23 protein-coding genes are annotated in these 25,026 nt (G+C 60.0%); 9 read left to right on the top strand and 14 right to left on the bottom strand.

The window, feature by feature from the left end:
• Nucleotides 1-65 precede the first annotated feature (65 nt).
• A complete protein-coding gene (locus FDY93_RS02460) occupies nucleotides 66-455 on the top strand; it encodes an acyl-CoA thioesterase (protein ID WP_138234171.1) in 390 nt (129 codons plus the stop codon).
• Between the two features lie 153 nt (nucleotides 456-608).
• On the opposite strand, the gene FDY93_RS02455 is transcribed toward FDY93_RS02460, so the two are convergent.
• Nucleotides 609-1,202 carry a hypothetical protein gene (locus FDY93_RS02455; protein WP_138234170.1) on the bottom strand — a complete coding sequence of 198 codons (594 nt, stop codon included), beginning with the start codon at nucleotides 1,200-1,202 and terminating at the stop codon, nucleotides 609-611.
• 222 nt (nucleotides 1,203-1,424) lie between these two features.
• Here FDY93_RS02455 and groES point away from each other — a divergent pair, with 222 nt between their 5' ends.
• On the top strand, nucleotides 1,425-1,751 hold the full coding sequence (gene groES, locus FDY93_RS02450; protein WP_138234169.1) for a co-chaperone GroES: 327 nt from the start codon (nucleotides 1,425-1,427) through the stop codon (nucleotides 1,749-1,751).
• A complete protein-coding gene (groL, locus tag FDY93_RS02445; protein ID WP_138234168.1) occupies nucleotides 1,748-3,376 on the top strand; it encodes a chaperonin GroEL in 1,629 nt (542 codons plus the stop codon). The genes groES and groL overlap by 4 nt, the downstream gene beginning before the upstream one ends.
• 124 nt (nucleotides 3,377-3,500) lie before the next feature.
• Here groL and FDY93_RS19930 read toward each other — a convergent pair whose 3' ends face one another.
• The 7 genes from FDY93_RS19930 to uvrD form a co-directional block, all read right to left on the bottom strand.
• Nucleotides 3,501-3,713, bottom strand: coding sequence for a T6SS effector amidase Tae4 family protein (locus FDY93_RS19930; protein ID WP_138234167.1), 213 nt, complete (start codon nucleotides 3,711-3,713; stop codon nucleotides 3,501-3,503).
• 34 nt (nucleotides 3,714-3,747) lie between these two features.
• Nucleotides 3,748-4,134 (bottom strand): Rap1a/Tai family immunity protein, encoded by a 387-nt coding sequence (locus tag FDY93_RS02435; protein WP_138234166.1) that lies wholly within the window; start codon nucleotides 4,132-4,134, stop codon nucleotides 3,748-3,750.
• A 138-nt stretch (nucleotides 4,135-4,272) separates the two neighbouring features.
• Complete coding sequence (locus FDY93_RS02430) at nucleotides 4,273-4,707, bottom strand: DUF6795 domain-containing protein (protein WP_138234165.1); 435 nt, start codon at nucleotides 4,705-4,707, stop codon at nucleotides 4,273-4,275.
• Nucleotides 4,708-5,237: 530 nt separating this feature from the next.
• On the bottom strand, nucleotides 5,238-5,585 hold the full coding sequence (locus FDY93_RS02425; protein WP_138234164.1) for a PBPRA1643 family SWIM/SEC-C metal-binding motif protein: 348 nt from the start codon (nucleotides 5,583-5,585) through the stop codon (nucleotides 5,238-5,240).
• Between the two features lie 129 nt (nucleotides 5,586-5,714).
• The gene (locus FDY93_RS02420) at nucleotides 5,715-6,569 is read right to left on the bottom strand and encodes a PA4780 family RIO1-like protein kinase (protein WP_138234163.1); all 855 of its coding nucleotides are present in this window, start codon (nucleotides 6,567-6,569) and stop codon (nucleotides 5,715-5,717) included.
• Nucleotides 6,570-6,801: 232 nt separating this feature from the next.
• Nucleotides 6,802-7,929 (bottom strand): TRAP transporter substrate-binding protein, encoded by a 1,128-nt coding sequence (locus FDY93_RS02415; RefSeq protein WP_138234162.1) that lies wholly within the window; start codon nucleotides 7,927-7,929, stop codon nucleotides 6,802-6,804.
• A gap of 101 nt (nucleotides 7,930-8,030) precedes the next feature.
• The gene (uvrD, locus tag FDY93_RS02410) at nucleotides 8,031-10,277 is read right to left on the bottom strand and encodes a DNA helicase II (protein ID WP_138234161.1); all 2,247 of its coding nucleotides are present in this window, start codon (nucleotides 10,275-10,277) and stop codon (nucleotides 8,031-8,033) included.
• A gap of 234 nt (nucleotides 10,278-10,511) precedes the next feature.
• On the opposite strand from uvrD, the gene hexR reads away from it, so the two are divergent.
• From hexR to FDY93_RS02395, 3 genes are all read left to right on the top strand, one after another.
• Complete coding sequence (gene hexR, locus FDY93_RS02405) at nucleotides 10,512-11,366, top strand: transcriptional regulator HexR (RefSeq protein ID WP_138234160.1); 855 nt, start codon at nucleotides 10,512-10,514, stop codon at nucleotides 11,364-11,366.
• Between the two features lie 12 nt (nucleotides 11,367-11,378).
• The gene (locus FDY93_RS02400; protein WP_138234159.1) at nucleotides 11,379-13,166 is read left to right on the top strand and encodes a DUF4153 domain-containing protein; all 1,788 of its coding nucleotides are present in this window, start codon (nucleotides 11,379-11,381) and stop codon (nucleotides 13,164-13,166) included.
• 156 nt (nucleotides 13,167-13,322) lie between these two features.
• Nucleotides 13,323-14,567 (top strand): multidrug effflux MFS transporter, encoded by a 1,245-nt coding sequence (locus FDY93_RS02395; RefSeq protein WP_138234158.1) that lies wholly within the window; start codon nucleotides 13,323-13,325, stop codon nucleotides 14,565-14,567.
• A gap of 58 nt (nucleotides 14,568-14,625) precedes the next feature.
• Here FDY93_RS02395 and gstA read toward each other — a convergent pair whose 3' ends face one another.
• From gstA to FDY93_RS02370, 5 genes are all read right to left on the bottom strand, one after another.
• On the bottom strand, nucleotides 14,626-15,225 hold the full coding sequence (gstA, locus tag FDY93_RS02390; protein WP_138234157.1) for a glutathione transferase GstA: 600 nt from the start codon (nucleotides 15,223-15,225) through the stop codon (nucleotides 14,626-14,628).
• A gap of 32 nt (nucleotides 15,226-15,257) precedes the next feature.
• Nucleotides 15,258-16,229, bottom strand: coding sequence for a glutathione S-transferase family protein (locus tag FDY93_RS02385; protein ID WP_138234156.1), 972 nt, complete (start codon nucleotides 16,227-16,229; stop codon nucleotides 15,258-15,260).
• Between the two features lie 12 nt (nucleotides 16,230-16,241).
• Nucleotides 16,242-16,652: a DoxX family protein gene (locus FDY93_RS02380; protein WP_138234155.1), complete on the bottom strand. Its 411-nt coding sequence runs from the start codon at nucleotides 16,650-16,652 to the stop codon at nucleotides 16,242-16,244.
• A gap of 116 nt (nucleotides 16,653-16,768) precedes the next feature.
• On the bottom strand, nucleotides 16,769-17,848 hold the full coding sequence (locus tag FDY93_RS02375; RefSeq protein ID WP_138234154.1) for a Gfo/Idh/MocA family protein: 1,080 nt from the start codon (nucleotides 17,846-17,848) through the stop codon (nucleotides 16,769-16,771).
• Between the two features lie 77 nt (nucleotides 17,849-17,925).
• On the bottom strand, nucleotides 17,926-18,813 hold the full coding sequence (locus FDY93_RS02370; protein WP_138234153.1) for a LysR family transcriptional regulator: 888 nt from the start codon (nucleotides 18,811-18,813) through the stop codon (nucleotides 17,926-17,928).
• Between the two features lie 140 nt (nucleotides 18,814-18,953).
• On the opposite strand from FDY93_RS02370, the gene FDY93_RS02365 reads away from it, so the two are divergent.
• The 3 genes from FDY93_RS02365 (at nucleotide 18,954) to FDY93_RS02355 (ending at nucleotide 23,326) form a co-directional block, all read left to right on the top strand.
• Nucleotides 18,954-19,859, top strand: coding sequence for a pirin family protein (locus FDY93_RS02365; RefSeq protein ID WP_138234152.1), 906 nt, complete (start codon nucleotides 18,954-18,956; stop codon nucleotides 19,857-19,859).
• 220 nt (nucleotides 19,860-20,079) lie between these two features.
• Nucleotides 20,080-21,375 carry a cation:proton antiporter gene (locus FDY93_RS02360; RefSeq protein WP_138234151.1) on the top strand — a complete coding sequence of 432 codons (1,296 nt, stop codon included), beginning with the start codon at nucleotides 20,080-20,082 and terminating at the stop codon, nucleotides 21,373-21,375.
• Between the two features lie 37 nt (nucleotides 21,376-21,412).
• A complete protein-coding gene (locus FDY93_RS02355; RefSeq protein WP_138234150.1) occupies nucleotides 21,413-23,326 on the top strand; it encodes a monovalent cation:proton antiporter-2 (CPA2) family protein in 1,914 nt (637 codons plus the stop codon).
• Nucleotides 23,327-23,344: 18 nt separating this feature from the next.
• On the opposite strand, the gene FDY93_RS02350 is transcribed toward FDY93_RS02355, so the two are convergent.
• On the bottom strand, nucleotides 23,345-24,925 hold the full coding sequence (locus FDY93_RS02350) for a sulfotransferase (protein WP_138234149.1): 1,581 nt from the start codon (nucleotides 24,923-24,925) through the stop codon (nucleotides 23,345-23,347).
• Nucleotides 24,926-25,026 lie beyond the last annotated feature (101 nt).

Raw genomic sequence — 25,026 nt, 5'->3', positions numbered from 1 at the left:
CACCCGGGCAAGGTGACCGATATGCGCCGCCGGGCCAATAAATCTAAGAATTGTGAGCACTCGCGATGTCCGCCATTGATGAAGAACCGACACCCAGCGGTACCCTGACCCTGCAGACCCAGTCCATGCCCCGCGACACCAACCCCCAGGGTGATGTTTTCGCCGGCTGGCTGATGTCGCAGATGGATCTCGGCGGCGCCATCCTCGCCCAGAGTATCGCCCGCGGCCGCGTCACCACAGTCGCCGTCGGCAGCATGGTGTTCCTGCGCCCGGTACCGGTAGGCTCCACCGTCAGCTGCTACGCCGAAGCCATCGAAGTGGGCCGCTCCTCCATCAAGACCATGGTCGAAGTCTGGCTGACCCGCGTGGATACCGGTGAGCAGGTGAAAGTAACCGAGGGCGAATTCGTCTTCGTCGCCATTGACGATCGCGGGCGCACGCGGCCGCTGCCCTAAGCGATTGATATGCAGTGAATTCTAAAACGGGGCCAGAAGGCCCCGTTTTGCTGTGCCCCTAACTATTCACAATCATTGCACGGTGGGCACCCATCTTACGTTGCCGCATTCACAACACATTTTCGATTCGGGGTTTTCGGTCGCGACCGTGCCTCAATGCAGCTCGCCGCCGGACAGCACCACACCCAGCCCACGCAGCTGCGCCGCCACCTGCGGGTCACCACTCTCCCGCCAGCGCTGATACAGCTGCAGGATATCCCCGGCATCAAGCACCTGACCTCTGCCACACACCAACGCCACCAGTTCCAGCAGCCGGTCGAAGCGTCGCGACAGTTCACTGAATACCGAGCGGTTGTGGCGCGCATTCTCGCCGAGGTAGTCGTAGGCGCCGCCGCCCATGCCGATAAAGTAGTCGCGGCCGATGCCGCGGCGGGCGTAGTTTTCCGGGAACAGGGCACCTAAGAAGAGGGCGAGGTCGCCGAGCTGGCGCAGCAGCAGACAGCGGTGGTGGTGGCTGTCGACCTCCAGCGCGTCGCGATACAGTAGTGCGAGCGGGCGGATGTCCAGCTCGCCGCGGTCGTAACTGAACACCTGGCCGCTGTCGCCGAAGCGCGCCAGCAGGTTGCCGATATACCAGAGGGTGTCTTCCTGGGGGCGGGGCTCAAGGCCCGCGGCCTCGTCCTGCAGGCGCACGCGGAAAAAGTCCGCGAGGGTGTGTTCAAAGGTGGTTTGCGATACGGATGGCATCAGCTCCTCCTTAAACCGTCTGTCTCTAAAACTATAAATCCGCCGTTATCACAGTTCTATTTTTTGGGTATGAATTTTTATAAAAAATTTTTATAAGAATTCCGGTTTTTGTCCCCTTGAAATCTGTCTGGCCGCACACATTTTCGGGCTTGTCAGGGGGCTACCCCTGGAATCCCAACCTTTAACCATTGATATTCCTAGTGCTTATTGGGAGGACATCCGATGAGTATCAAACCGCTCTACGACCGGGTGGTTGTTAAACGTCTTGCGGCGGAAACCACCACCAGTGGTGGCATTGTTATTCCGGACAAGGCCGCAGAAAAACCCACCCAGGGAAAAGTGATCGCCGTCGGTAACGGCGCGCAACTGGCAAACGGCGAGCTGCGCCCGCTGGCGGTCAAGGTGGGAGACCGGGTACTGTTCGGCCAGTACGCCGGCACCGAAATCAAACACGACGGTGAGACCTATCTCATCGTCAAGGAATCCGACATTTTCGCCGTGCTCGAAGATGTGGAAGAACAGAAACAAGATAAGGAGAAAGCCGCATGAGTGCCAAAACCGTCAAGTTTTCCGACGACGCCCGCGAGCGCATGCTGGCCGGCGTGAACATCCTCGCCGATGCGGTGAAAGCCACCCTCGGCCCGAAAGGCCGCAATGTGGTGCTGAGCAAGAGCTTCGGTGCACCGCGCATCACCAAAGACGGCGTGTCCGTGGCCAAGGAAATCGAGCTCAAGGACAAATTCCAGAACATGGGCGCGCAGATGGTGAAAGAAGTCGCGTCCAAAACCGCCGACGTGGCCGGCGACGGCACCACCACCGCCACCGTACTGGCGCAGGCGCTGGTGCGCGAAGGTCACAAGGCCATTGCTGCGGGCATGAACCCGATGGACCTGAAGCGCGGTATCGACACCGCGGTGAAGGCCGCGGTAGAGGAGCTGGCCAAACTCGCCAAGCCCTGTGAAGACACCAAGGCCATCGGCCAGGTAGGCACCGTGTCCGCCAACTGGAATGAAGACATCGGCCAGATCATCGCCGAGGCGATGGAGAAAGTCGGCCGCGACGGCGTGATCACCGTGGAAGAGGGCAAGTCCCTCAACAACGAGCTGGATGTGGTCGAGGGCATGCAGTTCGATCGCGGTTACCTGTCGCCGTACTTCGTCAACAACCAGGAAAAAATGCAGGCGGAACTGGACAACCCGTTCATCCTGCTGTTCGACAAGAAGATCAGCAACATCCGCGACCTGCTGCCGGTACTGGAGTCCGTAGCCAAAGCCAGCCGTCCGCTGCTGTTGATTGCCGAGGATATCGAAGGCGAGGCACTGGCCACTCTGGTGGTGAACAACCTGCGCGGCATCCTCAAAGTCGCCGCGGTGAAGGCCCCGGGCTTCGGCGACCGCCGCAAGGCCATGTTGCAGGATGTCGCCATCCTCACCGGCGGTACCCTGATCTCCGAGGAAGTGGGCCTAACCCTGGAACAAGTCACCCTGGAACAGCTGGGCAGTGCCAAGCGCGTGGTGATCGGCAAAGACAACACCACCATCGTCGACGGCGCCGGCAATAAGGTGGATATCGACGCACGCGTGAAACAGATCCGCGCGGAAATCGAGGCCTCCACCTCCGATTACGACAAGGAAAAGCTGCAGGAGCGCGTGGCCAAGCTGGCTGGCGGTGTTGCGGTGATCAAGGTGGGCGCCGCTACCGAAGTGGAAATGAAGGAGAAGAAGGATCTGGTGGACGACGCCTTCCACGCGACCCGTGCGGCCGTGGAAGAGGGCATCGTCGCCGGCGGCGGCCTGACCCTGGTGCGGGTTGCCGACAGCCTGCGCAGCAGCGGATTGAAGGGCGCCAACGACGATCAGCAGGTGGGTATCAATATCGCGCTGCGCGCGATGGAAGAACCCTTCCGCCAGATCGTTGCCAACGCCGGCGTTGACGGCAGCGTGGTGCTGAACAACGTGCGTTCAAATGACAGCGCAAATTACGGCTACAACGCCCAGACCGGCGCCTACGGCGACATGCTGGAATTCGGTATCATCGACCCGGCCAAGGTGACCCGTTCCGCACTGCAGAACGCCGGCTCCATCGCCGGGCTGATGTTGACCACCGAAGTAATGGTGGCGGAGGCCCCGGTTGAGAAAAAATCTGAGCCGGCGGCGGACGCCTACGATTACTGATCTTTTGGCGTAGTAAAAACCATCAACGGGGCCGTAAGGCCCCGTTTTCTTCCATTGTTTCGGTGGTGGTGATCAAATACCGCGTCCTTCTGCATGCTTCGCATGTAGTACCTGCTTGCTGATGCTATTTTAGTTCCCAAAACCAGATTTCTTTGGAATCGAAATAGCAGTTTGAACTACATACTGCCATGGCATTTGATACATCTATGAGATCGATGTGTCCGCCCCCATAACCTGTAATTTTCCAGAATAGAACTACGCCCTTCTTCGTGCCGACTTTTTGAATAAAGTCTGACGGCTTATACAGTGTTGTTCGACCGAAGACGTGAGAGCGCATTAACTGATCAGCTTCAACAATTCGAAACTGGGTCTCATTCTTCTTCCTTGCACGGTAATTTTTCAGATAGAGCAGACGTTATAATTTCAGATGCCCTTTTATTGAGGGTGGTTTGATCTGCGGATTTTAGAGCAACGTACACTTGCTCCTGTATGGAACCTGGCAGGGCCACTTTGTAGCCACACCAGAAAATCCCCTCCGTACTATCCAACACTCCGGATAAGTACATTTCTGCTAAACGCCGCTGCTGCATATCCCGGCTCATGTATGCAGATAAAAAATCAGAACCTTTAAAATTTAGATTTTCGATAGACAAACGTTGCTTTTCATCTGACGGTATTTTTATGGATTGGCTCTGCGCATCGCATGAGATAATACCCACACACGCTAAAGTAGCGTAAATGTATTTACCAAACCTCAATTACCACTCCTCCCTAAGTTCGTTTAAAAAAGAAAAACAAGTTAAATCGAGTAATCACACCTTTCAGAACATGAAGTCTGGTCAGTGCACAAGCTTCTTTTGACAAGTTGTCAACGTGCCTTAGTGTCCAGCTTATCTTTAGAAAATATTTTCCTTGACGTCTGGAGTAACATCCCATCTACACTTAGTAATGAATGGCTGCCGGTCTACATTGATAATTTCATCTTTTTGTGTCAACTCACAGGTAACTACCAGAGGTTTGCCTCTAGACTCTGAGTTTTCTTCCCGTTTCCGTTTCACACCCGACCAGATCCTGAATTCTCTTCCACTGAAAAAAACGTTCACTAACTGCCCTACAACAAACTCCTGCGGCAAAAAATTAACAATATTTCGTTCAAAAATACCGGGAAGTTCAAAATACCCATTGCTATCAGTAAGTGTTTCGTCCTGAATTTTTTTCTGATAATCAGTGGTTCTCACGACTCTAGCACCAGCGGCCGGCTTCCCCTCAAATAAAATAACACCCGAGATCGGGGAGAATGTACAAACTTTACCGGCTTCGAAAATTGACATAGCAAACGCTGGACCTGGAATTATTACTAAAAGAATACACAATAAGCATCTACGCGACATATTCATGAGTACCCATGCGATGAGGCCATTTTGCGCTCCCTGATCGTGTAGAAATCGGTCTTTATACTAATAACCCACTCGCTAATGTCAAAAATATAAAACGGTGTCAGAGTCCATTTTTATAATGAGTACGTCCGTGCCATTTCTATAGTGGTTTTGTGAAGCATGATGTTATCGTCAACCACTCTTCATAAACAGCCTCGACCACTGGCACTGAATGGGGCGGACAATCACGGATTCCTGGTGGGGGAAATGGAGGCCTTATCAACGAGGCCATAGCGGTTTGCAAACGAGAAGGTCGTTGTTGCCGTGCAAATCTGCCGGAGGCAAATAAAGTGTTTTAAAAATAGCCGAATACATCGGCTATTGTTACGTCTGCTTTGTGTTTGTTATCTCAGTACCTGAGTACGGCTGACACTATCGGTGTTATATAGTTATTTTTTTACTCAGCGATGAGTAATAAATCAGGCTTATTGTCCACAACACTTTTTATATTTTTTGCCACTGCCGCAACTGCACGGCTCATTGCGCTCGGGAACCTTGTCGAGTTTGACCGTTCCCTTTTTATTGAGAATCGCGGTCAGTTCTGCAATGGACTCCACCGCGCCCTCGCTGCTGTCCACGGTGATCTCGGCATAAAGCTCAGCCTGCGCAACCAGTGCTTCCACTTCGCGCTTGCGCTCTTCGTTCGTCACCACCAGCAACAGGGGATATTTCCTGCTGCCGGATTTGTGCGAGCCCCGGGTTTCGTAGCCGAATTTGACGTGGTTTTCCCGCGGGTCCTGACGACCCTTGTAAAAGAATTTGCGGTTCGACATGTATTGATCCAGATGACGATAAAAAATCCGCGACCAGAAATATATGGTCGCGCTCAGAAGCTTTCGGGCTAATGCCCACAGAAAATTATTTCAGTTACAGCAGGCTCCGGCGGCCGGAGATGGCAGTTGCTATTCGTATTCCGCTTCGCGGATACGCTGTTGCCGCTCCTGCTCTTCACGCATCACAGCTTTGATTTCTTCCAGCACGCCATCAACATCCGCGCTGTCGCCGTCGTCTGTAAACGCCCCACTAAGAGGCGTGTCTGGCGTCAGGTTACCTTCCGCGTAAAGTGCCCACATTTCCTCGGCGTAGCGTGTGTGCAGCAGCTCGGGGGCAAATTCCCCGTAATAGCGGCGCATATTGTTGACGTCGCGGACAAACATTTCCCGCGCGCTATTGTTGGCGGCGGCGTTGACGGCCTGGGGCAAATCGATGATCACCGGGCCGTAATCATCCACCAGCACATTGAACTCCGACAGGTCGCCGTGCACGATGCCCGCGCACAGCATGAGCTTGATGTAGTGCATCATGAGCGCGTGATCTTCGAGTGCCTGTTCCTCCGAAATAAGTACTTCGCCGAGTCGCGGCGCCACGTCGCCGGTGTCGTCGGTGACCAGCTCCATGAGCAACACGCCATCGACACAACCATAGGTTTCCGGTACCCGCACGCCGGCCCGGCTCAGACGGGACAGGGCGTCGATTTCCGCGTTCTGCCAGATTTCTTCCTGCTGTTTGCGGCCGTAGCTGGAGCGCTTTTGCAGAGCCCTCGCCTCGCGGCCGCTGCGCACCTTCCTGCCCTCCTGGTATTGGGCGGCCTTTTTAAAGCTGCGTTTGACCGCGTCTTTATAGACCTTGGCGCAGCGAATATGGTCACCACAACGGACAATGAATATGTCGGCTTCTTTGCCGCTCATCAGGCGGCTGATCACTTCATCGATCAAGCCGTCATCGACGAGGGGTTGTAGGCGTTTCGGAGGTTTCACAGGCGTCCACTGGTTACTGGGAAGGGCGGCATTATGATACCAAAATCGTCGATTAAATAAGCAGTATCCGCGACATTCCGCGGTCAGGATGGCGACCGGTCGGCCACCATTGGCCGGACATTCCCACTTGGGCGCTTTCGCCGGATTATTTTCCCGGTTCGTTGCCACGTTTGCGCGATATTAAAAAGGGCCGACATAGTCGGCCCTCTTGCGATTGGCTTACGGCAACCGCCTACTGGATGGCACGGGTCTGATAATAGGCTTCTTCACTGATCCGGTGATAGGGAATTACCTGGCTTTCAAATTCTTTAAACGCCTTGTACACGCGATTGAATTGCGGATCTCTGGCCGCGGTTTCCTGCATGATCTGGTCGTTGATGGTTTTCAGGTGGGCGATGACATCGTCCGGCAGTTTGCGCAGCTCCACCCCGTGCTGCTCCACCAGCTCTTTCAGCGCGCGATTGTTGCGCGCGGTGTACTCGTCGAGCATGTCCTGGTTGGCGTCGCGGGCGGCAGTGCGAACGATGGCCTGCAGATCCTTAGGCAGTTTTTCGAAGGCGGTTTTGTTGATGATGATCTCGAGAATCGAGCCGGGTTCGTGCCAGCCTGGGTAGTAATAGTATTTGGCAATCTGGTGGAAACCGAAGGCGAGGTCGTTGTAGGGGCCGACCCATTCGGTGGCATCGATCACGCCGGTCTGCAGCGCCGTGTACAGCTCACCGCCGGGAATGGTGACCGCGGTACCGCCGGCGCGGTTCAGCACGTCACCGCCCAGGCCGGGAATACGCATCTTGAGCCCCTGAAGATCGGCGACGGAATTGATCTCGCGATTGAACCAACCCGCCATCTGCACACCGGTGGAGCCGCCGGCCATGGGGATCAGGTTGAACGGCGCATAGAGCTCTTCCCACAATTTCAGGCCGCCGCCGTAGTGCAGCCAGCCATTCATTTCCTGGGCGTTCAACCCAAACGGCACCGCGGTAAAAAACTGCGCGGCGGGGAGCTTGCCTTTCCAGTAGTAGGCGGCGCCGTGGCCCACCTGGGCGGCGCCATCGGAGACCGCGCCGAAGACGCCCATGGCCGGAACCAGTTCGCCGGCACCGTAGACCTTGATCTTCAGGCGGCCGTTGGACATCTCTTCGACTTTTTTCGCGAAGCGTTCGGGGGCGCTGCCGAGGCCGGGGAAATTTTTCGGCCATGTAGTTACGAGTTTCCACTCGAAGGTCTGCTGGCCAGTGTTCTCTAACGTTGTGATTTTCTGCTCTTGCGTTGAGCGGGAAACCACCAGCGCACCGAAGGTGAGTACCAGCAGGGCGAGCAGGCCGAGGATGACGGGGGGGTACCAGTTTATTTTTTTCATGCGCTTTCTGTTCGTTTTTATTTTTTCCGCCCCGGGGCCGGGGCGGTTCGCCTGCAGGCAGGCTCCTACATTCCGTGTATTTTGCAGAGCTCGATAGTGAATCAGAGAGGTTGCAGTTTGGCCATGGATACTACCAGCCATTTGGCTCCGGCATCGTCGAAGTTGACCTGCACCCGCGCGCGCGGGCCGCTGCCTTCGAACTGCACCACGGTGCCCTCGCCGAACTTGGCGTGGTCCACGCGGCCGCCCAATGCCAGCGGCGGCAGGTCGTCGTCGAAGTCCGGCGCGGCGTCGGAGTAGGGATTTACTCCGCCAGAAAACTTACCCCAATCCTTTCCAAAAGAGTTGGGTTGAAACAGCGGTTTGGAAATCTCGGTTTTGAGACGCACCTCGTGGATATATTCCACTGGAATTTCATTCACAAACCGCGACGGTTTGTTGTAGGTCTCGCTGCCAAATAACCGGCGGCTCTCGGCGTAGGTAATGTAGAGCTTCCGCATGGCGCGGGTGATGCCGACGTAACACAGGCGGCGCTCCTCTTCCATGCGCCCCGGTTCCTGTGCGGACATCTTGTGCGGGAACAGGTTTTCCTCCACGCCGGCCATAAATACCAGCGGGAATTCCAGTCCCTTGGCCGAGTGCAGGGTCATCAGCTGCACCGCATCTTCGAACTCGTCCGCCTGGCCCTCGCCGGCATCCAGTGCGGCACTGTCGAGGAACTGGTTGAGCAGCGGCACTTCCTCTTCTTCCACCACTTCGCCGTCGGCGTCGGTGGCCTGGGGCACGCCGTCGAAGCTGCGGCAGGCGCTCACCAGTTCCTGCAGGTTCTCCACCCGGGTCTGGCCTTTCTCGCCCTTTTCCTTGCTGTGGAAATCCACCAGGCCGGTCTGCTCGATCGCCATTTCGGCGATATGGTCGAGGGTCTTGTCGGTGCTCTCCTCGTCCAGCGCGTCGATCAGGCTGAGGAAGCTCGCCAGCGCGCTGCCGGCGCGGGCCGCCAGCACTTTCTGCTGCAGCATTTTCTCCGCCGCCGCCCACATGGAGCTGCCGTGTTCGCGCGCAAACTCGCGCACCATATCCACGGTGCGCGCACCGATGCCGCGGGTGGGGGTATTCACTACACGCTCGAAGGCGGTGTCGTCGTGGCGGTTGGTGATCAGGCGCATGTAGGCGAGCGCGTTCTTGATCTCGAGGCGCTCGTAGAAACGCTGGCCGCCGTAGATGCGGTAGGGCACCTGTTCGCGCAGCAAGGCCTCTTCCAGCACCCGCGACTGCGCGTTGGAGCGGTACAGGATGGCGACGCTGTCGCGGCCGTTGCCGTCGCGCACCCAGTCGCGGATGCGCTCGACAATAAAGCGCGCTTCGTCCTGCTCGTTGTAGGCGGAGTAGAGCGCGATGGGTTCGCCTCTATCGCCCTCGGTCCACAGCTCTTTGCCCAGGCGCCCGGTGTTGTGGGCGATGACCGCGTTGGCGGCGTTGAGGATGGTACTGGTAGAACGGTAGTTCTGCTCCAGGCGCACCGTCTGCACGTCTTTGCGGTCGACTTCGAAGTGCTGGATGTTCTCGATCTTGGCACCGCGCCAGCCGTAGATGGACTGGTCATCGTCGCCGACGGCGGTGATATGGCACTCGTCCCCGGCCAGCAGGCGCAGCCAGGCGTATTGGATGGTGTTGGTATCCTGGAACTCGTCGACGAGGATATACGGGAAGCGGCGGCGGTAGTGGGCGAGGATGCCGTCGTTGTTCAACAGCAGCTCGTGGGCGCGCAGCAGCAGCTCGCCGAAGTCGACGAGACCGGCGCGCTGGCAGGCCTCCTCGTAGGCGGCGTAGATGCGCACCATAGTGGCGAGCCAGGGATCGCCGCTCTGCTGGATGTACTGGGGACGCAGGCCTTCGTCTTTCTGCGCGCCGATCCACCACTGAGTTTCCCGCGGCGACCACTTCTTCTCATCCAGTCCCAGCTCGTTTTGCACCCGCTTGATCAGGCGCAGCTGGTCGTCGCTGTCGAGAATCTGGAAGTTCTGCGGCAGCCTGGCCTCCTGCCAATGCGCGCGCAGCAGGCGGTGGGCGAGGCCGTGGAAGGTACCCACCCACATGCCGAAGGTATTCACCCCCAGCAGCTCCTCGATGCGCCCGCGCATCTCGCGCGCGGCCTTGTTGGTGAAGGTTACCGCCATGATGGAGTAGGGCGATGCGCCCTCGACCATCATCAGCCAGGCGATACGGTGCACCAGCACGCGGGTCTTGCCCGAGCCGGCACCGGCGAGAACCAGTTGGTTGCCCGGCGGCGCGGCTACGGCCTCGCGCTGGGCGTCGTTTAGAGGGTCTAAGAGTTCAGATACGTCCATGGGCGCGATTGTATCAGGGGTCGGGGGAGAACTGGGTATATAAACAGGTTTTAAACAATCTGCGATTGCTTGTAGGAGCCTGCCTGCAGGCGAACCGCCATGGACTCCGCGAATGTTCGCCTGCAGGCAGGCTCCTACAGGGGTGCATCGACCGCCACGCAAAGCGCTGCCAACGCTCGCCAGCACTCCGCCATGCCGCTAAACTGCACAACCTGAACCAGAGAAGGTGTTGTCGTGAAGCCAGCGGAAGTCACGCAAAAAATCAGCGAACAGCTGAGTTCCATGCGCAAATCTGAGCGCAAGGTCGCGGAGTATATCCTCGCCAACCCCGGCGAAATCATCCATATGCGCATCGTCGACCTGGCCACCGAGGCCCAGGTGAGCGAACCGACGGTGGTGCGTTTCTGCCGCGCCGTGGGCTGTTCCGGGTTCCAGGAATTCAAGCTCAACCTGGCCCAGCAGCTGGCCTCCAGCCCCAGTTTCGGCCAGATTGCGGTGACCGAAACCGACACCATCGCCGAGTACAAGCGCAAGGTGTTCGACTCCACCGTCGATACCCTGCTGAACGTGCGTGACAAGATCGACGCGCGCGCGCTGGAAGCCGCGGTGACCGCCATCGCCGCCGCCAAGCGGGTGGAGTTCTTCGGTTTTGGCGCCTCCGGTGCCGTGGCCGCCGATGCCCAGCACAAGTTCTTCCGCCTGCAGCTCGCCGCTGCCGCCCACTCCGACCACCATATGCAGAGTATGTCCGCCATGAGCATGGAGCCGGGCGATGTGGTTGTCGCCATCTCGCAAAGCGGGCGCACCTCCTCGCTGCTGCGCTCCATGGAAATGGCCAAGGCCCAGGGCGCCACGGTGATCGGCCTCGGTCCCAGCGGCTCGCCGGTCACGCGCAAGTCCAGTATCCCCCTGGAAGTGGACGTGGAAGAGGACATCGAGCTGTACACACCGCTGTCGTCCCGCATTGCCCACCTGGTGGTGATCGACGTACTCGCCATCGGCGTTGCCCAGCGCAAGGGCCCGCAGCTGCAGGAGCACCTGTTGAAGCTGAAGAAGGGGCTGTACAACCTTCGCGAAGAAAAACACTGATCAGGGTGTAATATGCAGGGAAGCAGCGGCGAACAGACGACAAACTTCTCTGATGCGGACAGTCTCGGCGCCCCTGAAAAGCACCTGATTCTCGCCGCGGCCCTGATCCAGGGCCTCGCGCTCTACGCCCTCAAATTCTTCACCGCCGTCGACACCTGGTCGCCAGTGTGGCCGTACCTCAGCTACACCCTCGTCATCGCCATTCCGCCGTTGGTGATCGTCACCGTCGCCCCTCGTCTCGCGCGGGGTTACTGGTGGCTGGTGACCGGCTACGCCGTGTTGCTGGCGGCACTCGCCGCTTACCGCGGCTACCAGTGCACCCCAGCAACCAAGGTGTACTGTGGTGATCCCCACGAGTTCGTGCCGACGATCGCCATCGCCACCTTTATCGTCGCCTTTCTGCTGCGCGCCTGCGCCACCGGGATGGCACGGCTGCGAAAGCCGGAGTACTCCGCGCTGTTTCACTACTCCTGGGACAACGCCCTCACCGCGGGCCTGACACTGGTGTTTACAGGAATTTTCTGGCTGATCCTGTTTCTGTGGCAGGCGCTGTTCAAACTGGTGGGAGTTGCGTTTTTTCAAGAACTGTTCGCGCAGGACTGGTTCTTTTACCCGGTAACCTGGTTGGTGGCCGGCAGCGGCGCCATCCTGTTCCGCTCACAACAGAGCTTTGTGCTGACCCTGAAGCGGCTGCTGCGCACCATGCTGGTGGCGCTGCTGCCGCTACTGGCGGTACTCACCATCGTGTTCCTCGCCACCCTGCCGTTTACCGGCCTGCAACCCATCTGGGATACCGGGCGCGGCAGCGCGCTGTTGCTGTGGCTGGTGGCGCTGCTGCTGTTTTTCACCAACGGCGTGATCCAGGACGACTTCCCGTTTGCGCGCTATCCGCGCTGGATCAACCGGGTGCTGCTGCTGGCTTTGGTGGTTGCGCCGTTTTACACGGCCTTCGCACTCTACGGCCTGTGGTTGCGGATAGCCCAGTACGGCTGGACACCGGAGCGGCTGTGGGGGTTCGTGGTGGCACTGACGCTGGCGCTGCTGGCACTGAGCTACAGTCTGTCGATCCTGCGCCGCGGCGAGCGCTGGTCGGAGTGGCTGCGCCGGATCAATACCGGGCTCGCGCTGTGGGTGCTGGCGGTGTGCCTCGTCACGCAGTCGCCGCTGGTGAATTTCTGGCGCATCAGTGCCGACAGCCAGCTGGCGCGCTTGCAGGACGGGCGCACGGAGCTGGCGGATTTCGATTTCTTTTTCCTGCGGCGGGAATTGGGGCGCCCGGGCTTCGAGGCTCTGCAGGCAGCCAAAGCACTTCCCTCCATTCAGCGAAATGCCGACGTCGTCGAACATCTGGATGCTCTACTCGCACAACCCGATGCTATTTGGGAGTTGCGAAAAAATCCTCTTCAGGCGAAGGCCGAAATACAAAAGTTGCGGGAAATCGAAGTCATTCCCGCCAATAGCAGCCTGCCCACCGACTTCCATAACCGGCGATTCAGCGAGAACTGCCAGCTCCCCGAGCGCCAATGTCTGTGGCTCGAACAGGATCTGGATAACGACGGCAGCAGCGAATTTCTGCTGTTTTCCTTTCGGTCACGGCGGGATCAACAAAATTTCCTGCAGATCGTGGCATTTGCCAGGGTGGATGGCCACTGGCGGCAGATTGGTGTCAATAGCCGCGATACTGACGAGAGTTTCGAGGCTCTTCGGCTGCGCTTGTCCGCTGGAGAAATGGAAACTCGCGCGCCGCGATGGCCTGCGCTGTACCTGGGCGAAGAATTGTTACTCGACCCCACCCGGTAGCTATTCACCGCAAAATTCCCGGTTGTCATGGAATCCACCCCCATCGCCGGCTAAGATGCGCGCGCTACCGATTCCCCATACCCCGACGTCTAAGCTTGCCTGAGCGCCGGCGTGATCGCCTGCCGATGTACAAATGTCCACGTTTCCCGGATTGCCATGCCCCCGAACTTTTTGAATGCCGACGGCCAGCCGCCGCGCTGGCTCGCTCCGTGTCTCGCCGCACTGGTTGCGCTGACTCCCTTTGCCATCGACACCTATCTGCCGGCCATTCCCGCCATGGCACGGACCCTCGGGGTCGAAGTGGCTGTGGTGCAACACTCGGTATCGAGTTACCTGCTTGGCTTTGCGGTAGGGCAGATCTTCGGCGGACCACTCTCGGACCGCCTCGGCCGCATCCTGATCGGCACCATTGGTCTCGCTATCTTTATCGCCAGCACCGCGCTGATCCTGTTCACCAATAACGCGGAACTGCTGGTGGCGCTGCGGTTCTGTCAGGCGGTGGGGGGCGGTTTTGCCACGGTAATCTGCGGTGCCATCGTGCGCGACCTCTATCATGGCCGCGACGCAGCGCGCATCATGTCGATGATCGCCACCATGATGCTGATCGCGCCCATGGTGGCGCCGGTAATCGGCGCTACGCTGCTCAGTTTCGGCGACTGGCACGCCATCTTTATCTTCCTGCTGGTGTACGGCGTGCTGATGATGGTGCTGGTGCGGGGCATACTGCCGGAGACGGTGTCGAAGTTCCGCCGCGCGCGCCGCCAGCGCGAGTCCCGCACCACGCTGTTTCGCAACTACGGGCAGATATTCCGCAGCCCGCGCGCACTGGGCTTCCTGTTCGGGCAGGCGCTGGTGAGCGGCTGTATGTTCATTTACATCACCACCGCGCCGTTCGTGTTTATGGAGCGCTTTGGCGTTTCCTCGGCGAATTTCCCGCTGATGTTCGGCAGCTGCGTGCTGGGATTGGCGGTGATGATGCAGCTGAATATCCGCCTGCTGAAGGTGTTCGAACCGCGCCAGATCCTGCTGGCGGGGATGACGATGCTGACCCTCGCGTGCGCGCTGCTGCTGGTGAGTACCCTCTACTTCGGCGAGAACCAGACTTTACTGGCGTGGATGATGCCGTTGGTGATGGCGATGGGCAGCATCGGCATCATTGCCCCCAACTCCGCGGCCTGTTATCTGGAATTTTTCCCCAAGATCAGCGGTACCGCCAATGCGCTCTACGGCGCGTCCCTGTTTATTTCCGGGGGGCTACTCGGCGGTCTGGTGAACGGAATCCACACCGGTACGCTGGTGCCTATTGCGGCCGGGATGTTGTGCTGCGCGGGCGCCGCGCTCGCTATGGCTGTGTTTGTCGCCAGAGCGCGGCTGCCAATTGAGATCGAAGGCAGACACTGAGCGCAAGCCGGGCGCTCGCAGCTTCGTCGTAAAAATTAAGTGGCCGGGAGAGGAAAATTCAGATCAGCCCCTCTTCCTGCAGCGCCTTTTTTACCGCCGGGCGCGCCGCCATGCGCTCGGCGAAGGCCTTGAGCTTCGGCCAGCCGCCGGTATCCACTCCCACCTTGTCGCACCAGCTGTACAGGGTGAACAGGTAGGCGTCGGCGATACAGAAATCGTCCCCCAGCAGGTAGTCGCCGGCCAGATGCTCCTCCACAAACTGCAGGCGTTTGCTTACCTGTTTCCTGGCGAACTCCTTTTCCCCATCGTCGCCGTTCCAGAACAGTGGCACAAAGGACTTGTGCACCTCGGTGGAGAGGTAATTCAACCACTCCAGCACCCGGTAATGGTCCAGTGAGCCGTACTCCGGCGCCAGTTTTTTATCCGGTTTCTGCTCCGCCAGGAACTGCACAATCGCCGGGCCCTCGGTGAGCAATTCACCGCCTTCCAGTTGCAGCGCGGGTACATAGCCCTTTGGGTTGATCTCGGTGTAGTCACCACCGCTGTCGGTCGCTTTCGTCTTCAGATTGACCTGACACAGTTCCAGGTCGATACCCGCCTCGCAGGCGACAATGTGCGGAGACAGCGAACAGGCACCGGGGGAATAGAACAGCTTCATGGTTGCTCCTGGTTATTGCGTTGGAACAGGGGTCAACCGCGACCGTGGGGGGCGGCGTAATCCAGTTCCGGGCCCAGCGGCACTATGCCGGTGGGATTGATGTGCTTGTGGCTGGCGTAGTAGTGAGTCTTGATATGGTGGAAGTCCACGGTCTCGGCCACCCCCGGCCACTGATACAGCTCGCGCACATAGCCCCACAGGTTGGGATAGTCCGCCAGCCGCTGCTTGTTGCACTTGAAGTGACCGTGGTAGACGGCGTCGAACCGAATCAGTGTCGTAAACAGCCGCCAGTCCGCCTCGGTGATGCGCGCGCCGGTGAGATAGCGGTTGTTGCCCAGTCTCTGCTCAAGCTTTTCCAGCGTCTCGAACAGGCGGTGGTAGGCGGCCTCGTAGGCTTCTCTGCTGGTGGCGAAGCCGGCGCGGTACACGCCGTTGTTGACGTTCTGGTACACCAGCTCGTTGGTGGCGTCGATATCACCGCGCAGTTCCTGTGGATAAAAATCCTGCCCGTCGCCGGTGAGGTCGTCGAACGCCGAGTTGAACATGCGGATGATCTCCGCGGACTCGTTATTGACGATGCACTCGCGCTCCCGATCCCACAGCACCGGCACGGTGACGCGGCCACTGTAGTCCGCGCGGTGACGGGTGTAGATCTGGTGCAGGAATTCGCTGCCGTAGAGGTCATCGCCGCTGCTGCCCTCATCTTTGTTGAAGGTCCAGCCGTGTTCCAGCATGTAAGGGCTTACGACCGACACCCCGATAACGTCTTCGAGTTTCTTCAGCTTGCGGAAGATCAGCGTGCGCTGCGCCCAGGGGCAGGCGAGGGAGACAAACAGGTGGTAGCGGCCCTTCTCCGCGGGGAAGCCGCCCTCGCCACTGGGGCCGGCGGCGCCGTCGGCGGTGATCCAGTTGCGCAGCTGGGCCCCCTCGCGCTCGAATTCACCGCCACTTTTGTCGGTGTCGTACCAGCGATCCTGCCATTGGCCCTTGATCAACAATCCCATGGCGAGCCCCCGTCAATGTCGGTGTTTCTTCCTTGCCATGGCGTGGTCGATACTGAATTTGCCGGCGCCGGCGCAAGCGAGCGCCAGAAAGCCACCGGCGATGGTGAGATTTTTCATGAACATGATCTGCTGCATCTGATCACCGGGGACATTGTGGAACAGCCAGGCGCTCAGCAGACAGAAGGCGGCGAACGCGAGCGCCAGCCAACGGGTGCAGAAGCCGAACAGGATCGCGAGGCCGCCGCCGAGCTCCAGCAGGATCACCAGGGGCAGCAGAAATCCGGGCAGACCGGCGGACGCCATGTATTCCTGGGTGCCGGCGTAGGCGCCAATCTTGCCGTAGCCGGAGACGATAAACATTACCGACATGAGAATCCGCGCCAGCAGCTTGCCCAAGTCGCACATAACACCGTCGTTGTTCATTGCTGAACCCTCTCTTGTTCGCTTCCGCTCTGGAATGCGTATGAAGTGACAACGCTGTTCAGTGTAGTTCGGCTTTTCGCAAACAAAACCGCATATTTTCGCGGGAAGGGGCGAGTTTATCGCGCGCTCTGCCCAGTGCTTGTTTCGGTGCGCATTTCCGCCTGCTGCGGACGCGCCTCGTTATCGCGACGCTCCGCCTGGTATCCGCGCAGTATCCGATCCATTACCCATGTCGCCTTGTGAGCTTGCCGTCCTGGTGACGGGTGTTCCAGCTCACCATTCAGGTGCCGGACCATGTTTTCGATATGGAAGTACTGGATGTTTTCCGGGTGCTCGATGGTCGATACTTCGGTACCCGCGGCGGTCTCGAGTACAAAGGGACTGTCGCCAAAAATCGAGAACCGGATACTGCCGGTACTGCCGTCGATGATGGCCTCGTCGCTGCGGGCACTGGCGCCGAAGTTCCAGAAACCGGAACCGGTCGTCCCGCTTTCGAACATCCAACAGGCCGCCACCGCATCCTCGGCCGGATATAGCCCCTGCTGGTTGGCGGCCACACCCTGGGCACTGGTGATATCGCCCAGCAGATAAATGAACAAATCCAGCCCGTGGCAGGCGAGGTCGATGAAATGGCCACCACCGGACACCGCAGGGTCAGTGTGCCAGTCGTATTCCGCCGACAGATCGCGGGGCGACGGCGGGCGGGTGAAGCGCCAGCTGACATGCCGCACGGAACCGATCCGGCCCGCCTCCAACCACTGCTTTATTTTCAGGAAGCGCGGCAGCGAGCGGCGGTAGTAGGCGACAAACAACTCGCCGGCACTCGCGTCGAAGGCGGCCAGAATGTCCTCGCACTCGCGGTGGTTGAGCGCCATGGGTTTTTCGATGCAGCAGTGCTTGTTGGCGCGGGCGACCTGCAGCGCATATTCCCTGTGACTGCCCGGTGGTGTGGCGATATAGACCGCGTCGATCTCGGGGGCTTGTATCAACTGTTCGGCAGAGGCGTAGGTTTTCGGCACACCGTGACGGCGGGCGTAATCCGCGAGCTTGTCCGGGTCCCGTCGCATCACCGCAAGCAGGCTGGAACCGGGCACCCGGTTGAACGCCGGCCCGCTCTTCACTTCGGTAACATCGCCGCAGCCGATGATGCCCCAGCGGATCGGCCCGCCGGTGGATTGCTGTTTGTTTACGGTCATTGGACCTCCCGGTTTGGTTGATGCCGCTGTTGTTGATGCCGATCAGTTCCCGCGCTCACGCTGTCCGACGCATTGCGTCACTCAAACGGCGGCAGCCCCTCCCGCAGCGCCTGCAGCAGCAGGCAGGCGGCGGGGCCGGCGCGGTCTTTGTCCGCATAGACGAGATATACGGTGACGTCCCGCTCCCACGGCTCCTCGGTGCGCAGCGGCAACAGGCGGTCGGCCGACAGAGAATCCCGGATGCGCGTCTGCGGCAGCCAGGCGAAGCCCAGGCCGCGCTCGATCAGCTCAATGGAGGTGTGCACATTGCTCACGGTGATGCGTTGGTCCGAGCCCAGCCAGCCGGCGTCCTGGCGGTTTTTCAGGGCGGAGTCCCGCATCACGATCTGCCGGGCAGCCTTCAGGTCCTCGCGATTCACCGCGCGGCCCAGGTGGTGCAGCGGATGGTCCGGATGGGCGACAGGCACGAATTTCACTCTTGAGACCGGCTCGCCCACAAAGCCCTGGGGCACCCGCGCCGACAGAATGAAATCCACTTCCTGCTGCAGCAGAAGCTCCTCGCCGCCAGACAGCACCGTCTCGCGGATCTCCAGGCGGGTGTGCGGGAATTCAGCGGCGAAACGTTCAACCGCATTGAACAGCGCCTCGTAATCAAACAGCACATCCACCGCCAGACGCAGCTGCGCCTCCGTGCCGGCGGCGAGGCTCAGGGCAACGGCTTCCAGCGCCTCGGCCTCGTCCAGCAGGCCGCCGGCGCGGTTCAGCAGTACGCGTCCGGCGTCGGTGAGCTCCGCCTTGCGCCCGCGCACTTCCAGCAGATTGACGCCGAGGCTCTCCTGCAGCTTGTGCACCGCGTGATTGATGGAGGACTGGCTCTTGTGCACCGCATCCGCGGCCTGGGAAAAGCCCCCGTACTCCACCACAGCCTGAAACATGCGCCACTGTTCCAGCGTAACTTTGGCCATAGACTGTCCTTCGTCCAGATTCGATTTGTAAAAAAGTCGTGGATTCTGATGTATCGAGCAGCTCGAATGTTAGCTGCGATTTTTTGCCATTTTCTGGCGATTTTATCGGCCTATACTGCCGGAAATGGAGGAACAGAACCATGTCTAATTTCACACAGAACAGTGCAGGCAGTACCGGCGTACGCCCCGCAGTGCGGGTAGTGGCAGGCCACCCGTCCGCCGACGGCGCCGGGGTGAAAATCCACCGGGTGGCAGGCTTTCAGCTGAAGGACCTGAGCCCTTTCCTGATGGTCGACGAGATTCGCTCGGAGAATCCCGACGACTATATCGCCGGCTTTCCGCCGCACCCGCACCGCGGCATCGAGACGCTCACCTATATGTTGAGCGGCGAGTTTGAGCACCAGGACCACTTGGGCAATCGCGGCGCCATCAAACAGGGCGGCGCGCAGTGGATGCGCGCAGGGCGCGGCATCATCCACTCGGAGATGCCACATCAGCCCAAAGATGGTGGCAGCACCGGCATGCACGGCTTCCAGCTGTGGATCAACATGGCGGCGAAGGACAAGATGAGCAAACCCGTCTGGCGGGATATTCAGCCGGAGCAGATGCGCGAAATTATGCTGGACGGGCGCGGCTCTAAGATCCGCCTGATCGCAGGCCAATGGCAGGTGAACGGCAAATCCGAAGATGCGCCGCTGCTGGAGGCGGCGGCGCAAGCGTCGGTGGCAGATCTGCGTCTGGCCGCGGGTGCCGAGGTCAACCTGCCGCTGCCGGCTGGGCATACGGTCATGACGTATGTCTACAGCGGTGCGCTCGACACCGGGCACGGTGTGGTAAACCGGGGCAATCTGGTGTTGTTTGGCGACGGCGAATCATTACAATTGCGTGCGCCTGACGATGCACCAGATGTGGGCACCGGAATGCTGATACTGCGCGGCAGTCCGCTCGGCGAGCCGGTAGTGCACTACGGTCCCTTCGTGATGAATACCCGCGAGGAAATCGAACAGGCGGTGCGCGACTACAATAACGGCACGCTGACGGATTGAGTCAGGCCAAGTAGTCCGCGCTTTAGTTTGTAGGAGCTTGTTGCTCACGAATCACTCTTGTTTCGCAAGCAGCCATCCGTGGAACAGTGTCCGGCCCGGCCATCCATGGCCGGTCGCACGGGAGAGCAGCGAGCAGTGCTCGCTAAACACTCTCGCGGGCCCTGCAAGCAGGCTCCTACAGTTAGAGGTAACCCCCACGCACCGGAGCCCCCGCGCCCACATGGACGTTTATTACACCTTCTGTTTTCTCGCCGCTGTCTCCGTTTTCCTCGGTTTCCTCAATCAGTACGTACTGCGCGCCCAGGCTACCATTGCCATCACTGCCGGTTCCCTGGCGCTGTCGCTGATTGTCATCGGTCTCGGCAAGCTGGAGATCGTCGAACTTCGCGACTGGGCCGACCAGCTGCTGCCGCTGATGAATCTGGAAGACCTGCTGCTGAAGGGGATGCTCGGGTTCCTATTGTTTGCCGGCAGTCTGCACATCGATCTGCTGATGCTGCGCAACCAGAAAGTGGAAATCACCCTGCTGGCGATTTTCGGTACCCTGATTTCCACCTTCGCGGTGGGATACATGCTGTACTTTTTCTTCGGCTTTATCGGCATGCCGGTAGCACTGGTGTACTGCCTGTTGTTCGGCGCGCTGATCTCCCCCACTGACCCCATCGCCGTGCTGGCGATCATCAAAAACCTGAAAGCGCCGGAACAGATCTCCATCCAGGTGGAAGGGGAGTCGCTGTTCAATGATGGCTTCGGTATCGTGGTGTTTGCGGTGATTTATGCCCTCGCATTCCAGGGCACCGAACCCACGCTGCCGGCCATCAGCCATCTGTTCATCGTGGAGGCGCTCGGCGGGATCGCCCTCGGGCTCGCTCTCGGCGGTCTGTTCCACTGGCTGATCTGTTCCACCAACGAACACAGCCTGGAACTGCTGCTGACGCTGGTGATTCCCACTGCGGGTTTCGCCACCGCCAATATTCTCGGCGTGTCCGGTGCCTTGGCCATGGTGGTAGCCGGTATCATCATCGGCAACTTCACCCGCGAACGCGGCTTCTCACGGGTGAGCCAGCATGAGCTGGACAACTTCTGGGCCATCACAGAGGAATTCCTGAACGGCATCCTGTTCCTGCTGGTGGGCCTGTTCCTGATCACCATCAACTTCCAGCCCATCGACTATGTCTTGATTGTCGCCGCCATTGTAATTGTACTGCTGGGGCGCATCCTGGCAGTGGGTACACCCTTCCTGTTGCTCAAACGCCGGCGCAAATACCACCCGTATACCGAGCGCATTCTGATCTGGGGAGGCCTGCGCGGTGGCCTGTCGCTGGCGTTGGCAATGTCGATTCCTTCCGGCTTCGTGATCGCCGGTGACCACAATCTGCGCCACCTGTGGGTGGTGATGACCTATGGCGTGGTACTCTTTTCCATCGTGGTGCAGGGTTCGACCATCGCACCACTGATTCAGCGCAGCCGCGAAGCGGTGTTCCCGGAGGGCGATCCCGCCACCCCGGCAGACTGACGCAGCCACCGACAACCCATAACACCAAAGAACGTTCATGCCGCACGACAATTTCCTGCTCCAAGCCGTCATCTTCCTTGCCGCCGCTGTCGTTTCCGTACCGCTGGCCAAGCGTCTCGGCTTCGGCTCGGTGCTTGGCTATCTGGTGGCGGGCGTACTGATCGGTCCACACGTCATCGGGCTGGTGGGCGACACCAGCGACGAACTGCACTTCGCCGAATTCGGCGTGGCGCTGATGCTGTTTCTGATCGGCCTTGAGCTGCAACCGCGCAAACTGTGGTCGCTGCGCGGCGCCATCTTCGGCACGGGGGGCGCCCAGGTGCTGGCCACCGCCGCGGTGGTTTGCGGCATTGCCATGACACTGTTCGGGCTCAACTGGCGCACCGCCACCGCCGTTGGTCTGATTCTCGCGCTGTCATCCACGGCTATCGTGCTGCAGTCCCTGTCGGAAAAAAACCTGCTCAAAACCGAGGGCGGGCGCAATGCGTTCAGTGTGCTGCTGTTCCAGGACATCGCCGTCATCCCCATCCTTGCGCTGCTGCCACTGCTGGCAACGGTGGAAGTGGCCACCGACCCCGATCACCTGCAGGGTTGGGCCTATGCGCTGGCAGTACTCGGTGCCATTGCCGCGCTGGTGCTGGCGGGGCGCTACCTGCTCACGCCGCTGCTGCGGCTGGTGGTGGGCGCGCGCACCCGCGAACTCTTTACCGCCTGCTCGCTGCTGATCGTACTGGGAGCCGCCGCGGTCATGACCTGGCTCAACCTGTCTCCGGCCCTCGGCACCTTTATTGCCGGTGTGGTGCTGGCGGACAGCGAATTCCGCCACGAACTGGAAGCGGACATCGAGCCGTTCAAGGGCCTGCTGCTGGGGCTGTTCTTCCTCGCCGTCGGCGCCAACCTCGATCTCGCGCTGGTGATGCAGAAACCACTGCTGCTGCTCGGGCTGCTGGTGATGCTGGTGCTGGTGAAGTTTGCGGTGCTGTTTGCGCTGGCGCGGGTGCGCGGCATGGCGCGGGGGGAGGACTGGCTGTTTGCGGTGTCGCTGGCACAGGCCGGGGAATTCGGTTTTGTGCTGCTGGCGTTCGCCAGTCAGAACCAGGTTCTGCCGAGCGATGTGAGCAGCCTGTTGATCGCGCTCGTCGCCCTGTCCATGGCGTTTACACCGCTGTTGCTGTTGGCCTATGAACAGTTGATCCAGCCGCGCTTTTTCACCGGCCCGCGCACCCCGGATGTCCCCGACAGCAATCCCCAGGACGACGGCTCGCCGGTGATCATTATCGGCTACGGCCGCTATGGCCAGATTTCCGGGCGCCTGCTGAACGCCTGCGGTTTCGACACCACCCTGCTCGAACACAACGCCGAACAGTTGGAACTGGTGCGCCGCTACGGTATCAAGGCTTACTACGGCGACGCCTCCCGCGGCGATTTGCTGCACGCTGCCGGCGCCGACAATGCCAAAATCGCCATCCTTACGCTGAGCGACCAGGTCGCCTCACTGGAAATCGTCAGCCGTATTCAGAAGCACTTCCCGCACCTGACGATTCTGGCGCGCGCGCGCAACCGCATGCACCAGTATGCACTGATGGAGGCGGGCGTGCAGTACATCTACCGGGAAACCGTCGACAGCGCGCTCGATATTGGCGCCGGTGCGCTGCAGGTAATGGGCTGGTCCAAACACCGCGCTCAGCGCGCCGCGCGCAAATTCAAACAGCACGATCAGCGTATGCTGGAATCCCTGTTCCCCTACTGGCGCGACGAATCCCAGCACATCGCCCAGACCAAAATCTACCGCGAGCAGCTGCTGCAGGCCTTGCGCGAAGACCGCCGCGACCCGGACCTGCACCTGGACCACCACTGGGACAACAAGCGCGCAAACGCCGACAAACTGGGGCAGAGCAAAGGCAGCAAGAAGCAAAAAGATAGGGCCCCGGTTATCCGGCCGGGGCTTTGACCGGTTGCGCGAATCGCCTCAGCGAAGCGGCAGTACACCCGCGTTTTCCAGCACGTCCCGATAGGGCTGCAGCTGCGCGGCAAAATGCTGCCAGCGCCCGCTCGAGCGGCGGTGAACGGGCTCGCGTACCTGGATGGCACTGGCGGTGGCGGCGGGGTTGGGTGTCTTGTGGGGTTGCAGGCAGGCGTCTTCAAAGGGCAACCCGAGCCCGTGCAGCAGCGCGCGGGTCTCCGTCTCTGGTGCGGCCACCAGCGCGTCGTAATTTACCGTCACCATGCGCTGTTGCAGTAACCGCGCCCATTGCTGCATCAACTGGTGGTACTGCACGTAGTACTGGCCCAGCTCTTCCAGATCGTAGGACCAGGGATAGGCATCGGCGAACAATTGCTTGTACATGGCAAAACCGGCATCCATCGGGTGGCGCGCAACATGCACAAACCGCGCCCCTGGAAACGCGCGTGCCAGCATCGGCAAATAGAGAAAATTACCGGGCAGCTTGTCGGTGAAGAAGGGACGCTGGTCCCGCCGGTGGCGGATGGCCGCGCAGTAATCGCGGGCGGCCGCCACCGGATCAATCGTCGACGCCGCAGCGGCAATTTCCGTACTGTAGAGAGGCGGGCCGCCCACAGCGGTCTGTTTTTTTACCACCAGCGGCCAATGCGGCAGCTCACCGAGAGATTGTACCTGTGAGTGGCTGCCGACAATGCGCTCCACCAGAGTGCTGCCGGCGCGAGGCAGGCTCACGATGAAGATAGGTGCCTCGCCGGTAGATGGCGTTTCTGCGCCGCGGCAAAACCACTCCTCAGTGAACCCCTGGCGAAGTGCGGCGAACAGGCGTTGTTCCTCCTCGCTGCGGTAGCGGATGTCCCGGCGCCGATATTCCGCGCCGCGCGCATAGTGGCGCCACGCCTGCTGCCACAATCCCAAATCTTCCGACACCTTGCCCATGGCGTAGTGCAGATAGGCCTGCGCATTGCCGTTTTCCGCATAGTGCGCACTCAGCACCAGCATGTTCCGGTAGTGCAATTCGTCCTCCGCCCGGCGCAGCTGGGCGAGCTGCCAGTGGCTGCGGAAATGCCGTGGTGCCAGCTGCAGGGCGCGTCGCAGATACGCTTCTGCCTCACCGGTGCGGCCGAGAAAGACCAGGATAGCGGCGGCGTTCGATAGCAGCGTTGCATTGTCCGGTGCGATCGCGACGGCGCGCTCCGCATAAGGTGCGGCTTTCTCCTGCTTGCCCAGGTGACTGTAAATGGTGGCGAGCAGATCGAGCTGGCTCGCGTCCTCGCCAATCAGGCTGGCACAGGTGTCCGCTTCACACTCGCCGGCCATATGCTCGCCGCTCTGTACCAGGCAGCGGGCCAGTTGCAAGCGGATATCGCCGCGCTCGGGGGCGAGCGTCAGCGCCGTGCGGAAGGCGCGCAGGGCGGTCGAGGCGGCGCCGGCATCGCCGGCGGCGCAACCGAGTATCAGGTGGGCGTCTGCCTGCCTGGCGTCCTGACGCAGCACGTCGATACACAGCCTGCTCGCCTCGCGCCAGTCGCGGCGGGCGGCGGCCTGGCGCGCCAGATTGAGTTGCTGCTGGAGAGGGGAATCGGACATATCGGGCCAGTTGCCTAGTCAGATAGAAAAATGGGTTCAACGATGTTTGTAGCTGGCATACGGCGGCCGGTCCAGAGAAAAAAAGGGCGGGGCAAGCCCCG

Source organism: Microbulbifer harenosus, assembly GCF_005771435.1.
Lineage (GTDB): Bacteria > Pseudomonadota > Gammaproteobacteria > Pseudomonadales > Cellvibrionaceae > Microbulbifer > Microbulbifer harenosus.
The sequence above is the reverse complement of the archived record's forward strand: the minus strand, read 5'-3'. Positions and strand labels throughout refer to the sequence as shown.

Excerpts from the sequence above, each read along its gene's own strand:
- FDY93_RS02460 (WP_138234171.1), top strand. The coding sequence starts at position 66 with ATGTCCGCCATTGATGAAGAACCGACACCCAGCGGTACCCTGACCCTG.
- FDY93_RS02455 (WP_138234170.1), bottom strand. The coding sequence starts at position 1,202 with ATGCCATCCGTATCGCAAACCACCTTTGAACACACCCTCGCGGACTTT.
- groES (WP_138234169.1), top strand. The coding sequence starts at position 1,425 with ATGAGTATCAAACCGCTCTACGACCGGGTGGTTGTTAAACGTCTTGCG.
- groL (WP_138234168.1), top strand. The coding sequence starts at position 1,748 with ATGAGTGCCAAAACCGTCAAGTTTTCCGACGACGCCCGCGAGCGCATG.
- FDY93_RS19930 (WP_138234167.1), bottom strand. The coding sequence starts at position 3,713 with ATGCGCTCTCACGTCTTCGGTCGAACAACACTGTATAAGCCGTCAGAC.
- FDY93_RS02430 (WP_138234165.1), bottom strand. The coding sequence starts at position 4,707 with ATGTCAATTTTCGAAGCCGGTAAAGTTTGTACATTCTCCCCGATCTCG.
- FDY93_RS02425 (WP_138234164.1), bottom strand. The coding sequence starts at position 5,585 with ATGTCGAACCGCAAATTCTTTTACAAGGGTCGTCAGGACCCGCGGGAA.
- FDY93_RS02415 (WP_138234162.1), bottom strand. The coding sequence starts at position 7,929 with ATGAAAAAAATAAACTGGTACCCCCCCGTCATCCTCGGCCTGCTCGCC.
- uvrD (WP_138234161.1), bottom strand. The coding sequence starts at position 10,277 with ATGGACGTATCTGAACTCTTAGACCCTCTAAACGACGCCCAGCGCGAG.
- FDY93_RS02400 (WP_138234159.1), top strand. The coding sequence starts at position 11,379 with ATGCAGGGAAGCAGCGGCGAACAGACGACAAACTTCTCTGATGCGGAC.
- FDY93_RS02395 (WP_138234158.1), top strand. The coding sequence starts at position 13,323 with ATGCCCCCGAACTTTTTGAATGCCGACGGCCAGCCGCCGCGCTGGCTC.
- gstA (WP_138234157.1), bottom strand. The coding sequence starts at position 15,225 with ATGAAGCTGTTCTATTCCCCCGGTGCCTGTTCGCTGTCTCCGCACATT.
- FDY93_RS02385 (WP_138234156.1), bottom strand. The coding sequence starts at position 16,229 with ATGGGATTGTTGATCAAGGGCCAATGGCAGGATCGCTGGTACGACACC.
- FDY93_RS02380 (WP_138234155.1), bottom strand. The coding sequence starts at position 16,652 with ATGAACAACGACGGTGTTATGTGCGACTTGGGCAAGCTGCTGGCGCGG.
- FDY93_RS02375 (WP_138234154.1), bottom strand. The coding sequence starts at position 17,848 with ATGACCGTAAACAAACAGCAATCCACCGGCGGGCCGATCCGCTGGGGC.
- FDY93_RS02370 (WP_138234153.1), bottom strand. The coding sequence starts at position 18,813 with ATGGCCAAAGTTACGCTGGAACAGTGGCGCATGTTTCAGGCTGTGGTG.
- FDY93_RS02365 (WP_138234152.1), top strand. The coding sequence starts at position 18,954 with ATGTCTAATTTCACACAGAACAGTGCAGGCAGTACCGGCGTACGCCCC.
- FDY93_RS02360 (WP_138234151.1), top strand. The coding sequence starts at position 20,080 with ATGGACGTTTATTACACCTTCTGTTTTCTCGCCGCTGTCTCCGTTTTC.
- FDY93_RS02355 (WP_138234150.1), top strand. The coding sequence starts at position 21,413 with ATGCCGCACGACAATTTCCTGCTCCAAGCCGTCATCTTCCTTGCCGCC.
- FDY93_RS02350 (WP_138234149.1), bottom strand. The coding sequence starts at position 24,925 with ATGTCCGATTCCCCTCTCCAGCAGCAACTCAATCTGGCGCGCCAGGCC.